Consider the following 12,882-nt stretch of genomic DNA (forward strand, 5'->3'; position numbering starts at 1 on the left):
ATAAAGCCCCCCACTGATTGAAGTTTCACTTTATGAAAGCTTGCTTCCTATCGATTTTATTTTCACACCGACAGTGCATTCTGTAATGCAAAATCGATGGGCATATCTGCGCCCTTTTTCATCTTTATGATGTTTATGAAGGAAGCAGTCTTTGCAGTAACTGGTCATCAGCTCCTCCACTTCATTGATAATTTCCTTTCTGCTCAAAACGGTTCACGCCTTCCTTATTTGCGATTATATGATCTGCATTTTGCTGTTAATAAATTTCCCTTGCAGTGCCTGGCTTGCCAGCTTATCCGCTTCTTTATTTTCATTGCGCGGAATGGATTTATATCTTGGCAGTATGCCCAGCTTTTTAATCTTTTCTTCTATCCGGTCAAGCCAGCGATTTAGATTTTCTTCATAACAAGGCCATTCACCTTCAAGCTGTTTTAATACTACCTGGGAATCCCCCTTAAATTCACATGTCATATGATGAACGCCCATTTCTTCAAGCAGATTCAGGGTGTAATAAATGGCTGCATATTCTGCCTCATTATTATTATCCATCTCATCAAAAAGCTCATTTGCCCGCAAACGATACTTTTTTTTGCCCTGTTTAAAATAAATGACCGCACCGAGTCCGGCCTGGCCGGTATCTTTATTAAAGCCGCCATCAAAAAATACGGTAATATCATGAGGGTCCTCTTCAACTTCCATAAGAAGCTTTTTCATTTCCTTTGTGCTCCAGGAAGTGCCGGCTTCATCATAATAAATTACCTCTTTGCCCTTGCCCGACTTTTCAATATCTTCACCAGCCTGCAAAGCAGTTTCACCATCGATCAGGTCTGAAGTAAACAAAATATCCTCAGTTCCTTTAAGTTTATATTTCCATTCTAATTTATATTTCATTGAGGTCAGCCTTTCTGTACTTTATTAGCTGGTTATCATTATTAGAACTGTTTGCAATAGTTGAACTTATTATACTTTCCTTTGTTTATTACTAAATGAGTATATTTCAAGGTATAATGGTCAATGACATTTTTATATTCTGCGGTTCGAAAACTCCCGCATTAACAAAACTAGGAGGAATTTGATGTTTAATGAATGGTTTGGATTGCTTTTTGCAATAATTAATTTCATTTTAGTATTGGCGATGTACCGCCTGTTCGGAAAGACTGGTCTTTTCGTGTGGATCGGCTTCTCCACTGTCATGGCCAACCTTCAAGTCGTAAAAACAATTGAAATGTTCGGACTGACCGCCACTTTAGGCAACGCTATGTATGGTACAGCTTTTCTTGTTACAGATATCTTAAATGAGAAGTACGGAAAAGAAGAAGCGAAAAAAGCTGTATGGCTCGGTTTCTTTACTCTTCTGTCCATGACTCTGATTATGCAGATGGTATTAATGTTCAAACCGCATGAAACGGATTTTGCACAGGAATCTCTCAGCACTCTTTTCTCGGTTCTGCCGCGAATTGCTGCCGGAAGCCTCGCTGCCTATTTAGTCAGCCAATTTACAGATGTTTATATCTTTACCTATTTAAAAAAGAAATTTCCAAAAGACGGCCAGTTTTGGATCAGGAATAATGGCAGCACTATGATCAGCCAGCTATTGGATACCCTTGTGTTTACAAGCATTGCCTTCCTTGGTGTATTTCCCCTGGAAGAATGGATCCAAATTTTCATCACAACTTACTTGCTGAAATTTATAGTAGCTGTACTTGATACCCCGTTTGGCTATATCGCTAAACGTTTCCCAGTAAAAGATTAGGATGCCGTTTAGGTATCCTTTTTCTGCAGTATCAACTATTTTTGTGATAAACTACATTTAGTTTACCCTATTATAGTGTTAAAATCAGGAGGCAATTCAATTGATTGAAGTATATATCGATGGAGCAAGTGCGGGAAACCCGGGTCCCAGCGGTGCAGGCATATTTATAAAAAATAATGGCCAGGTTGAACGCTTTTCCATCGCATTGGGCTGCATGGAAAATCACGAAGCAGAATACCGTGCATTTATTCATGCACTGAAATTATGCATTGATAAGGGTTATAAAACTGTTTCGTTTCGAACGGACTCACAGCTTGTTAACCGTGCTGTTGAAAAAGAATTTGTAAAAAATAAAAAGTTTGCCCCACTGCTTGAAGAAGCTTTGGAGCTTACAGGAAAATTTGATTTATTTTTTATGAAGTGGGTTCCCAGCTCTGAAAACAAGGCAGCGGATGAATTAGCAAGAGCTGCCATTCACAAAAACAAAGTGAAAGGTCAGGAAGATCATGAATAGATCAGTAATATTTGCAGATGTAAGCCTTTTGCTGGTTGCCTTTGTGTGGGGAACCACCTTTGTGCTAGTACAAAACGCCATTGCTTTTCTTGAGCCATTCTCTTTTAATGGTGTCCGTTTTTTCCTGGCCGCTTTAATTCTGGGCGGATGGCTTGTTATTTTTGAAAGAAAACAGATAAAGAAAATGGATAGAAAGCTTTTAATATCCGGAGTTATTATGGGCTTGTTTTTATTTATTGGCTATGCCTTTCAAACGATCGGCCTCCTGCACACAACTTCTTCAAAAGCCGGCTTTATTACGGGGTTAAGTGTAGTAATGGTTCCAGTCTTTTCTTTAATGCTGCTAAAAATCAAGCCGGGATTCAATGCCATTATCGGAGTTTCAATCGCGACGGCCGGACTATATTTTCTAACCATGACCGATAATGCCCCGCTGAATATTGGTGATGCCTATGTATTAATCTGTGCTGTCGGTTTTGCCCTCCATATTATCTTTACAGGTAAATACAGCAGCAAATACCCTGCCCTGCTATTAACGGCTATCCAAGTAAGTACGGTGGCAGTATTATCAGTTATTTTCGCATTGATCACTGAAGACTGGCAGCAGGCATTGGAGACAGAAGTTTTATTTAAAGCCAATGTGGTTACTGCGCTTATTGTGACTTCACTTTTTGCTACCGCTATCGCATTCTTTGCACAGACGGCATTTCAAAAGTACACAACACCAACAAGAGTTGCCCTGATTTTCGCTATGGAGCCCGTGTTTGCAGCAGCTGCAGGATTTATGTGGGCGAATGAAAGACTTTCGTTTAGTGCCCTGGCCGGCTGTCTGCTTATTTTTGCGGGAATGATTTTTGCGGAACTGCCTGCTAAGAAAACGTTTTTAACCTTCAGAAAAAAAACAGCTTCATAATTCAAAAAAGGCGTGTTCTCGAAACAGACACGCCTTTTTAGATGATTGCTTTTTCCTTTACAAACTTTATTGCTTCCCGCCTGCTGGTAATATTCTTTGAAACCAAAGTTTCCAGCAAAGAAACGTAGAAACTTCCGTCAAATGATTTCTGTGCCTTTAATGTCAGTTCTATCGCTGCATTGGCCAGCTCGTCAGAAGCATTGGTATAATGTTTGCCAAAGTAAATGAAGCCAACTGCGTCCTCCCTGAATTGAAAACCTTTACTTTGCAAAAAATGCAAATATTCTTCAACTGTCTTCATTGTACTTACCCTCTTCCCCTGCTCCTCCTGTATTCTTAAATCTTAACTGATTTTTCGACAATTATCTACCTTTTTTCGGCATGAAGCAGGGGCGCTGTAAGCTCAAGTGAGCAGCTATTTTTTCTTTTTAGTAAGAAGGTAGCCAAGTGTTCCGGTTAATACACCCAGGAGTGCTCCGCCTAATACTTCAGCAGGCTGGTGGCCAAGCATTTCCTTCAGCTTTTTTGGACCTTCTTCCTCAAATTTTACGGTTTCATCTTTGTGAATTTTATCAACCAGCTCACCCAGACTGTTTACTTTTAAAGTAAGCTCACCTGTCTGGCGCCTGATTCCCTGTGCATCATACATTACGATCAGGCCATAAACCAGTGATAGAGCAAAATCCACCGTTGGTACACCCCGCTTTAAAGCAATAAACGTGGTTAAAGACGATACGCCTGCCGAATGGGAACTTGGCATGCCTCCTGTCTGGAAAAATAAATCCGGACGCAGTTCTCCCTTTTTCACATAGTGGATCGGAATTTTCAAACCCTGTGCCATCCCTATACTTAAAAGAGCTATATAAACTCCCTTATTCATAAAAACTCACCTCATCATTAGTGTTAAGTATGCAGACTTTTATTATTCCTCCTTCAAACGCTAAATAGATTGGATTTTATGGAGTAATTTAAACCGGATCTGAAGAAAAAATTCACCGCATCAGTTGCTAAATTGTACCCTGCCTGTACATGATTAAAACCCGAAGACTTTAACAATAATAAGCTTATCAAATGAAGAATTGCTGGCTTAGGAGGTGAATCAGATGAGTAAAAACGGACATACAAACAGAGGAAAAAAAGCACCTGGCGTAAACCCGCAAGGATACGGACAGGATGCTGAATTTGCAGAAGAGCCTAAAAGCAAGCTGGAGAATGCAGCGAAGAAGAAAAATACTAAATAATATTAGGATGGCCGCCACGTGCGGCTTTTTTCGATGTATGAATAAAAAAACTCCAGGCTAAGCCTGGAGCTTTATTTATGCATATTCCTTTTTAATATCAAGGAATCTGTGAAGGCCGCGGAATTCAATTTCAGTGAATTTCTCGAGGACCTTTTCACGGTTCATTGTGAATTGGGCGAGGTCAAGAGGGCATTCAACAGGAACGTCACATTTTATTTCGGCCAGCTGCCTGCTCAAGTGGAGCATTTCAAGATCCTGTTCGATCTTGGCACGCTGTCCCTTTGTCAGCTGTTCCAGATTTTCTAATACGCCTTCAATATGCTCAAATTGCTGAAGCAGCTTAAGCGCTGTTTTTTCGCCAATTCCTTTTACACCCGGGTAATTATCACTCGTATCTCCCATGAAGGCTTTCAGGTCAATCATCTGCTTAGGTGTGATTCCTTTTTCTTCATAAAACGTCTCCGTTGTATGCACAAGGTAATTGCCGTAGCCTTTTTGCAGTAAAATGACAGAAATATTGTCATCCAGAAGCTGCAGCATATCCTGATCACCAGTAAGGATCAAAACTTCCGCTTCCTGGCTTGCTTTTTTTGCAATGGTTCCAATGCAATCGTCAGCTTCAAATCCTTCAAGGCCAATATTAGGTACATCGAAGGCTTCCACCACTTCTTTTACCAGATCGAATTGAGGCACAAGTTCAATCGGAGCTTCTGGACGGTTTGCTTTATAGGCATCGAACATTTCCGTTCGGAAGGTTTTGCTGCCCATATCCCAGCATACTGCCACATGTGACGGATTAAAGGAAGAAACAGCTGTTAAAAAATGTTTAACAAAACCATAAACTCCGTTTGTAGGAATTCCTTTAGAATTTATCATAAATTGACCGGACATTGCTGTTGCAAAATAAGCTCTGAACAGCAGCGCCATTCCATCAACAAGCAGCAGTGAAGGTTTATTCTCGTTCATGTCTCCGCCTCCCAATTATAATCATAACAACTATTATAACATGGGAAACTCTCCATTTCTCTTGAAAAGTTTTACAGAATCAGTCCGTTTCCCTGATCAATTCCACTCCTTGTTCTTCCAATTCATAGTAAGTCGCGATTCTCGCTTTGCGGATATTATCATTTAGCTGAAATGCATAAGCAGTTCCATCGGAAAAAGTAAAAATTAATTCATCATCTGACATAACACCCATTTTATTTATAACCGTTTGCCTTGCCTGCTGAATTTCCGACCATTCATAATGCTTCTCCTGCAAACTGAGTAAGGTGTTGAAATGCACACCATTTTTATCGATATAGTGATAATAATCAAAACTTAAAATTGCCATCAAAAGCGAAATTAAAAATCCTGCTCCGATAAAAACTTTTCCAAACCACCCGAATTTTTCGGCGCTCTTCATCCAAACTCCCAATATGATAAAAACACCCACAGCTGCCAGACCAATGCTAAATGTCATATAAGCTGATTTTGGCGCTTCGAATACCCAGGTTCCTTCAGGCCTGTAAAATTGAGCCTGAAATGGCGAAAGTAAAAATATTGGAATAAATATTGCAGATAATATAAGAATGATTCCCGTCGTGACCAATATTTGAGTTATATCGGTTTTTTGTTTTTTGGTTATGGTGTAACCCGAAGTATTCATATTTCCCCTCCAAAATTTCTAATCTATCAAACATTTTAAATTATATAATAATTTAAACAGTAAAAAAATCCCTTTTTTAAAAGGGATTTCACTATTTTTCGACAGTTTCTATTTTATTGCTGTCATAAGAGATCCAATCGCTGAAGCTTCCTGCATATAATTTAACATGTTTATAGCCGGCTTCCTTTAAAGCAAGAAAATTAGGTGCCGCCGTTACACCAGAGCCGCAATAAACAATGATGGGTTTGTTTTTATCCATACCTGCAAATCGATTTTCCTGTTCTTTCGTATCTTTAAATCTGCCATTTTTATATGCTTCAAGCCAAACTTTATTGATTGCTCCTGGAATATGGCCTGCTTTTTTGTCAATTGGCTCCTCCAGCCCCAGGTATCTCTTTTCCTCTCTGGAGTCAATTAATACAGCGCTATCCTGATTACCTGCGACGCTTTTAACTTCTTCGTATGAGGCAAGTATGTCAGGCTGCAGATCAATTTTAAAATCCGCACGCTCCATGCTGGGAACTTCTTTAGTCAAAGGATAATCGCTTTCAGCCCATTCCTTATATCCGCCGTTCAATACAAACACTTTCTCATGCCCTAAATACCTGAGCAGCCACCAGAATCTTGCAGCAAAAGCCCCTTCTCCGCCGTCATAGGCAATAACTGTGGTATCTCTGCTGATCCCGGTTTTCTCAAGGACTTTTTTAAGTTGAGCTGGATCCGGAAGGGGATGCCGGCCTCCGTGTTCTGTTACCGGACCTGACAGATCTTTCTCCAGATCAAAATACACTGCATGGGGAATATGGCTATGATCATATAAGCTGCGCCCTTCATCTGGCGATCCAAGTTTAAAACGGCAGTCGGCAATTCGGATATTGGAGTCATCCAGTTTGGATAATACCCATTCCTTTTCTGCTAGATACTTCATTTAAGGTTCTCCCCTTTTCTCTTTTCCATCAGGTGTATTATATGTTCCTTTGGTGACCAGCAATTAAATTGATAGTCAGGCTTTGTCTCATAGCCCAGCCTGCTGCAAAAATAAAACATTCCGTCTTTACGTTTTTCAGGCTGGAAGTTTATGCAGGTTGCACATGCATGAAAAGAATTCTTCTCCATTTGTCTCCCTTTTCTTCTCAGAAATGATTTTAAATCTTCAGCAGTTCCCAAAGCCATTCATTCAATCCGGATACCTTGCCTTTTTCTTTAGGCATTGAGTCAGCTGCTGCATAGAGCAGTTCCCTTTCTGACTCCAGTTTCTCCGCCATTTGCATTGCTAAATGATTCTCGATTATCCTCCCGCTTTGTTTTGCATGAACCAGGGTCTGATAAAAGCGGGTGATCTCATCCTCGGCATTTATGCAAAAGAGACCTGTATACAAAAAATCCCCTTTTACATTACTTTGCTTAAGCAGCTGCCTTGATATGAGGCACGCCCTTACTGCCTGAATCAGCAGCTTTTGTTTCTTAAACGTAAGATTCTCATTTTTTACCGCCTCACCGAGATTCCGTGAAAAAGCCTGAGTGTAATGATGGAATAACTTAAATCTTGAAAACTCTTCTTCCGCAATACTCCTCAGTCTTTCTGAAAAGCCGTTCATTTCCTTGTAGACAATAGGTGAGTATGCCCATTCAAATATACTGGGATTGGATTTCTGCATAAGGTCAAATGCTTTAAAGATATCCCAGCCATGCGCATCATAAGGGGTATCTGTATTGATAACATCTTTTGCGCGTTCAAGGGAAAGATATGTTTTCAGATTCTTATGTTTGAAGATGAAGCGGATATCATAATCCGAATCCGCATCATCTGTCCCCCACGCCCTGCTCCCCGCTTCACATGCAAAAAGGATATCGATATTATATTTCTCTTCTGCTGTGCACAGCCATTTGTCCATGTGAAAAGCAGCAACCTTTCCAAGTTAGTTTTCGTACTGTGCAATATTCCTCTCAATTTCTTTCAGCTCTTCAATTGGGAAATCATCTTTTAAAGCAGCCGTAATTCCTTCATAATATTCGTTGTTCTGTTCAATCAGCGAATTGAGCAGCCGCTCGAATTCAGTCATCAGCTGGCTGCTGTAATGGAATTTCAGCCTGCTGCTTTCAGCCTGCAGATAACGTTCTGCAGGTTCCTGCAGGTTCTTCTCCAGTTCATCAGCTAATTGCTTGCGCTCATTTTTTTCAAAAAATGCTTTTGGATTTTTAAAGTAGGACAAAGCTTTTTTAAATTGGTTCGTGTCTTCATTGGAAAATGCTGATTCAAATTCAATACTTTCCATTTTTAAGGGCTCATATGTGCTAAAAGTCAAATCACTGTTTACATTGGAGGCTTTTTTAGAAATAGTCTCCTGCTGCTGAGCGATCAGTTTGGATATATAGGATTCAAGCCTTAATGTTGTAGCACGAAGCTCCTGGGCAAAATCAAATCCAAAGCTTGCAAGGAATTCGTCCAGTGCCAACTTAAGCATTTTCTTTAAATTCCTGCCGTCATCTTTCAGAACTGATGGATTGAAGGCCTCCTTCACAAAGTCATAGAAACGAAGAAATACCCTCTGTTTGATGTAATAGACGAGCTCATCTGTTTCCTGTTCAAGCCTTTGGGAAAGCAGTTCAGGTTTTTGTCCGCTGATAATCGAAGTAATATCCTTATGTTCTTTCTCAAGCTGTTTGAGCTTTTCAATCCGGACTTCTTTATTTTCCTGTGAGGAAGAAATATAAGACCTCAGCTGGGCTAGTAGGCGCCTCCACTCTGTTTCAGCTGATGAAATGGAAATATTCAGCAGATCCTGATTAATAAAGGAGTAAAAGCTTTTTTCAAATGAACTGATATTGGATACTTCCTCTTTGCTGCTATCCAGCTTCTCTGCCAGGGCTTGAAGGCTTGAAATGCCAGACAAATTAGGACGGCGGATTCCGTATTGCACCAGCTGTTCTTCAACGTACTGTAGAACCGAATCTTTTTCCTCCTCATTATTGGCAAGGTCAATGGCATTGACAATAAAGAACATCTTATCAAGGGAGAAGGTATCCTTAACCCTCCCCAGCTGGATAAGAAACTCTCTATCCGCTTTTGAGAAGGCATGATTATAATAAGTGACAAAAAGGATAGCATCCGAGTTTTTAATATATTCAAATGCAACGCCGGTATGCCTCGCATTAATCGAATCAGCGCCGGGTGTGTCCACCAGGGTAATTCCCTGCCTTGTCAGTTCACAGTCAAAGTAAACTTCAATCGTTTCAACAAAGCATGATTTTTCTTCATTGGCAACATAATCCCCAAACTCATCCAAGTCAGCTTTAATGATTTTCCCCAGCTTATCAGTGAAGAAATTGTACCCTTTCATAAATGCATTAAGAAATGCAAAGTGTGTCTTTTCACTCGCATCAAAATCCTGGTTTTCCCCAGTAATCTTCTTAATTGCGGCGGCAGCATCATCGAAGTTTCCTGCTGAATAATCAAACACCTTCAAGGAATGATTGATATCATTTAAAAGTGTATGTGAATCTTTAACTTTAACAAGAACGGTTCCATGTTTATATTCATCTGTAACAGGCTTAATCTTGTTGATAGCAGCTGTCGTCGGATTCGGTGAAACAGGAAGAAGCTTATTCCCGATCAAAGCGTTGGCAAAGGAAGACTTCCCTGCACTAAATGCACCAAAAAGGGCAACTGTGAATTCTTTGCTCTCAAGCCTTGATGCTTTATCTGCCAAATCAGCTGCAAGCTTTCTGAAGCCAGGGAGCTCCTTTACTGCATTAGCAGTATATCGAAGCTTTTCAATAACAGGCTGTACCGCAACAGCAACCGCTTCCTTTTCAGGCTCTTCATCAGGTGACTGTTCAGATTTCCGCGTTGCCTGTTCTTTCTTAGCTTTATCTTCATTCAGGAAAACAACTTCAGCTTCATCAACTTCTTCTGCTGCAAGCATCTGGGCTTTTTCCTGAAACTCATGAGTATTAAATTCACCAGTCAAATAGACTTTCATTCCCGCTGATGCCTTATTAATTTTTTCATGGATGGCCTTTAGCGCATTTAATGCTTCAGCGTAAGCATTAAGGGTGTGAATTTCATTGACCAGCGCAGTTTGTTCCTGGCTGTTATTTTCTTCGAGTGCTTCTAGAAGTGCATTCTTTAAAGAAGCTGCGTTCTTTTTGGCAATTCTCTTTACAGCCTCAGCTGTGTCGTTTGTATATTGCAGAACATAGTCACCTGAAACCATTGCCCCGGATTTTACCGTTTCAGCTAAAACAGCTGGTTCAAAGTTAAGCTTGAAGCTCTGAACTTGTGCAAGTTTTTCAGAATCATGGATATTATGCTTCTTGAACTGCTGTAAAAACAGCTCCTTTATATGCCACTCCAGCTGAGATTTAACGTTTTCTGATAAATCCTCATAGAAGCGGTCAAGCCTCAATGACCTTTCCTGCTCCGTTTTCTGTTTGCTGAAAAACAGGCCAATCTTAAAGGAAGGCTGGCACGATTCAAGATATGATTCAGCCAGTTCCCTCGTTTGGAAAGGCATTAAATAAGCATTTTTCAAAATCTCATCTAATTTACCGGTTACCTCTATATCAGCTTCATGTAAGGAAGAATTCAGCTTATTTAACTGGTTCTCCAGGTCTTCCAGTCTGCCGGGAAGCTGCTCCCTGTCATCCTGATCAAGTTCTGCCAGTTTTTCTTCCCAGTCAGCTTTTTCAGCTGCATGAGAGTCTCTTAAAAACTCAAGATGATCCTCTGTTAATTTCTTCAAAGAATTAAATACAGACTGAGGCAAAAGTTCTTCACGATCAGCGATGCTGCTGTTAATAAAGCTCTGAAGTTCCTTAAAATCGTTTGCCTGATGGTTCTCGTCTTTTAACGTGGTGTAAAAAATCCGGGCAGGCTTTACTCCCCAGGATGCAAATGAATCCTTTACACTTTTTTTGAATTGCTCAAAGCTGAGTTCTTCATCGCGATGTTTATCAATTTGATTGATAACAAGATAAACATCTTTTCCTGCTGCCGTCAGTTCTTTCGTAAAAAGAAAATTTAATTCCGACTGAACATGGTTGTAATCCATTACATAAAAAATGAGGTCAGCTAAATGAAGAGCAGATTCAGTAGCAATTCTATGCGCATCATCAGTGGAATCGATTCCGGGTGTATCCATAATCACTGCCTTCTTTGGCAAGCTGGTGGCAGAATGGCTTATTTCAATGGAATGGATAGAATCGCCATCTTTGCAATAGGATTTTACCTGTCCGTAATCATATGGAGCAGGATAAAGTCTTGGCTTTCCTTCCTTAAAAATTACTTTTGCATAATCTTCCTCACCTGATTTGACTTTGACCAGGTTGGCACTGGTTGGAATCGGCGATGAAGGAAGAAGATCTTCTCCTGCCAGCCTGTTGATCATGCTTGATTTTCCGGCAGAAAAATGACCGCAAAAAGCAATGGCAAATTCCTGGTTCGTTAGCTTAAGCACGAGATCCTTAGCTCTTTGGGCTGTCTCGGCATCTCCATTTCTCTGGGCAAATGTATATATAGCAGTTATTCTGTTAATTAATTCAGTTTGCTGCAAACCTGGTTGCAAAATCGTGTCGGCCATTTCCATTAATCCCCTTGTAACTTTAATTTACTTCCTATTTTAAATGATTTTTGTTTATTTTCCTATACAGGATGGATTAATCTTTGATTTTTCTAATTTTTATCAGCAAATCAGTTTCTGCTGTTATTCTATGTTCTATTTTCAAATTACTGCTTATAAATTGTTTGTCTTTCAATTTGGCCCGTTGATTTCCGCTGCAGGCACTCGCTTTCCGTGGGGCAGGCGCTGAGCCTCCTCAACGCTACGCGTCTCCGGGGTCTCACCTGTCCCGCTGCTCCCACTGGACGTTGAATAAGCTTCCCTGAAAAAACACCGCACGAAGAAAATGCGATAGCATTTTCGAGGATCTCGCGCCTTCCGCTCCAATCAACTCAGTGCATTAATGTATTTAACTTCTAAAAACCTAATTAAATAGACGATATGAAAACAAAAACCAGGCATTGATAGCCTGGTTTCAATAAGTAGTAATTATCTTGTATGTGGTCTAGCTACGTTATTTAAAACATGTTTCATAACAAGTGAATAGGCAGCAATTGTGCCGGCAACGAAAAGAATTGTCATATGTAGCAGCACCTTCCTGTTGGAATGATATTGAGAATAATTTTCAAATTCAATTAGAAGTTTATCACGAACGATAATCATTTTCAATAGGGAATTTAAAATTGTCAAACTTTTTTAATATCTTCATTAAGGTCAGGCCGTAATCGTAAAAAGGCTTCTTCGTATTCTGTCAATTCCTTCAGTGCTTTTTCCTCCGCCGGTATTCTGACAGATAACACTATTATGTTTAGCAGAGTAAATACAGCAGCCGTTAAATAAGCCTGAAACATTAAAGGAATCACGAGAAATTCAGCAGCTACAATGGCATAGTTGGGATGCTTTATAAACCGGTATGGCCCTCTTCTGACTACCTCAGCTCCCGGCAGGACAATGATTTTCGTATTCCAGTATTTGCCCAAGGAAAACAGCGCCCATACCCTTCCCGCCTGGGTAAGGAAGAACAGAATCAGCAATATGGGCCAAAAAGGCGACAGATTCTTTTCAAAGATGAATACTTCCAGCAAATAGCAGACAAAAAAGGAAGCGTGAACAGCAACGATCCACGGATAGTGCCTCTGGCCAAATTCCAATGCCCCACGCTCTTTCATCCACTTTTCATTAATCCGGGCTACAGCAAGCTCTGCAGCCCTTTGCAAAATGATGAAGGTAATAAAAATTAAGAACAGCATGT

At 40.3% G+C, this 12,882-nt stretch carries 15 protein-coding genes; 4 read left to right on the forward strand and 11 right to left on the reverse strand.

Annotated features, from left to right (window positions below; translation table 11 throughout):
• Nucleotides 1–30: 30 nt before the first annotated feature.
• Together AC3WTL_RS24660 and AC3WTL_RS24665 are read right to left on the reverse strand one after the other, a co-directional pair.
• Complete coding sequence (locus AC3WTL_RS24660) at nt 31–207, reverse strand: zinc-finger domain-containing protein (protein WP_082138913.1); 177 nt, start codon at nt 205–207, stop codon at nt 31–33.
• 27 nt (nt 208–234) lie between these two features.
• Nucleotides 235–891: a reverse transcriptase-like protein gene (locus tag AC3WTL_RS24665; RefSeq protein WP_222497957.1), complete on the reverse strand. Its 657-nt coding sequence runs from the start codon at nt 889–891 to the stop codon at nt 235–237.
• 184 nt (nt 892–1,075) lie between these two features.
• Here AC3WTL_RS24665 and AC3WTL_RS24670 point away from each other — a divergent pair, with 184 nt between their 5' ends.
• From AC3WTL_RS24670 to AC3WTL_RS24680, 3 genes are all read left to right on the forward strand, one after another.
• A complete protein-coding gene (locus AC3WTL_RS24670) occupies nt 1,076–1,753 on the forward strand; it encodes a queuosine precursor transporter (RefSeq protein ID WP_222497955.1) in 678 nt (225 codons plus the stop codon).
• Nucleotides 1,754–1,853: 100 nt separating this feature from the next.
• Nucleotides 1,854–2,267, forward strand: a complete 414-nt coding sequence (locus tag AC3WTL_RS24675) for a reverse transcriptase-like protein (RefSeq protein ID WP_035333572.1) — start codon at nt 1,854–1,856, stop codon at nt 2,265–2,267.
• On the forward strand, nt 2,260–3,180 hold the full coding sequence (locus AC3WTL_RS24680; protein WP_492370199.1) for a DMT family transporter: 921 nt from the start codon (nt 2,260–2,262) through the stop codon (nt 3,178–3,180). Before AC3WTL_RS24675 ends, AC3WTL_RS24680 begins: the two co-directional genes overlap by 8 nt.
• Before the next feature lie 37 nt (nt 3,181–3,217).
• Here AC3WTL_RS24680 and AC3WTL_RS24685 read toward each other — a convergent pair whose 3' ends face one another.
• Nucleotides 3,218–3,481 carry a DUF6123 family protein gene (locus tag AC3WTL_RS24685; RefSeq protein WP_048007866.1) on the reverse strand — a complete coding sequence of 88 codons (264 nt, stop codon included), beginning with the start codon at nt 3,479–3,481 and terminating at the stop codon, nt 3,218–3,220.
• A gap of 114 nt (nt 3,482–3,595) precedes the next feature.
• Entirely contained in the window at nt 3,596–4,060 is a 465-nt protein-coding gene (locus tag AC3WTL_RS24690) for a divergent PAP2 family protein (RefSeq protein WP_048007867.1), read from the reverse strand.
• Nucleotides 4,061–4,283: 223 nt separating this feature from the next.
• Here AC3WTL_RS24690 and sspL point away from each other — a divergent pair, with 223 nt between their 5' ends.
• Nucleotides 4,284–4,421, forward strand: a complete 138-nt coding sequence (gene sspL / locus AC3WTL_RS24695; RefSeq protein WP_026581140.1) for a small, acid-soluble spore protein L — start codon at nt 4,284–4,286, stop codon at nt 4,419–4,421.
• Between the two features lie 75 nt (nt 4,422–4,496).
• Here the strand turns inward: sspL and AC3WTL_RS24700 are convergent, their stop codons facing one another.
• The 7 genes from AC3WTL_RS24700 to AC3WTL_RS24730 form a co-directional block, all read right to left on the reverse strand.
• The gene (locus AC3WTL_RS24700) at nt 4,497–5,387 is read right to left on the reverse strand and encodes a 5'-3' exonuclease (protein WP_048007868.1); all 891 of its coding nucleotides are present in this window, start codon (nt 5,385–5,387) and stop codon (nt 4,497–4,499) included.
• 79 nt (nt 5,388–5,466) lie between these two features.
• The gene (locus AC3WTL_RS24705) at nt 5,467–6,069 is read right to left on the reverse strand and encodes an efflux RND transporter permease subunit (protein WP_222497953.1); all 603 of its coding nucleotides are present in this window, start codon (nt 6,067–6,069) and stop codon (nt 5,467–5,469) included.
• 91 nt (nt 6,070–6,160) lie between these two features.
• The gene (locus AC3WTL_RS24710; protein WP_222497951.1) at nt 6,161–6,997 is read right to left on the reverse strand and encodes a sulfurtransferase; all 837 of its coding nucleotides are present in this window, start codon (nt 6,995–6,997) and stop codon (nt 6,161–6,163) included.
• The gene (locus tag AC3WTL_RS24715; RefSeq protein ID WP_226618412.1) at nt 6,994–7,185 is read right to left on the reverse strand and encodes a hypothetical protein; all 192 of its coding nucleotides are present in this window, start codon (nt 7,183–7,185) and stop codon (nt 6,994–6,996) included. Before AC3WTL_RS24715 ends, AC3WTL_RS24710 begins: the two co-directional genes overlap by 4 nt.
• Before the next feature lie 29 nt (nt 7,186–7,214).
• Nucleotides 7,215–7,964: a DNA polymerase beta superfamily protein gene (locus AC3WTL_RS24720; protein WP_248348583.1), complete on the reverse strand. Its 750-nt coding sequence runs from the start codon at nt 7,962–7,964 to the stop codon at nt 7,215–7,217.
• A 24-nt stretch (nt 7,965–7,988) separates the two neighbouring features.
• Entirely contained in the window at nt 7,989–11,651 is a 3,663-nt protein-coding gene (locus tag AC3WTL_RS24725) for a dynamin family protein (RefSeq protein WP_492370200.1), read from the reverse strand.
• 665 nt (nt 11,652–12,316) lie between these two features.
• Complete coding sequence (locus tag AC3WTL_RS24730) at nt 12,317–12,880, reverse strand: isoprenylcysteine carboxyl methyltransferase family protein (protein WP_282956723.1); 564 nt, start codon at nt 12,878–12,880, stop codon at nt 12,317–12,319.
• Nucleotides 12,881–12,882 lie beyond the last annotated feature (2 nt).

The sequence above is a fragment of the Cytobacillus sp. EB106-05-05-XG126 genome, from assembly GCF_058791715.1.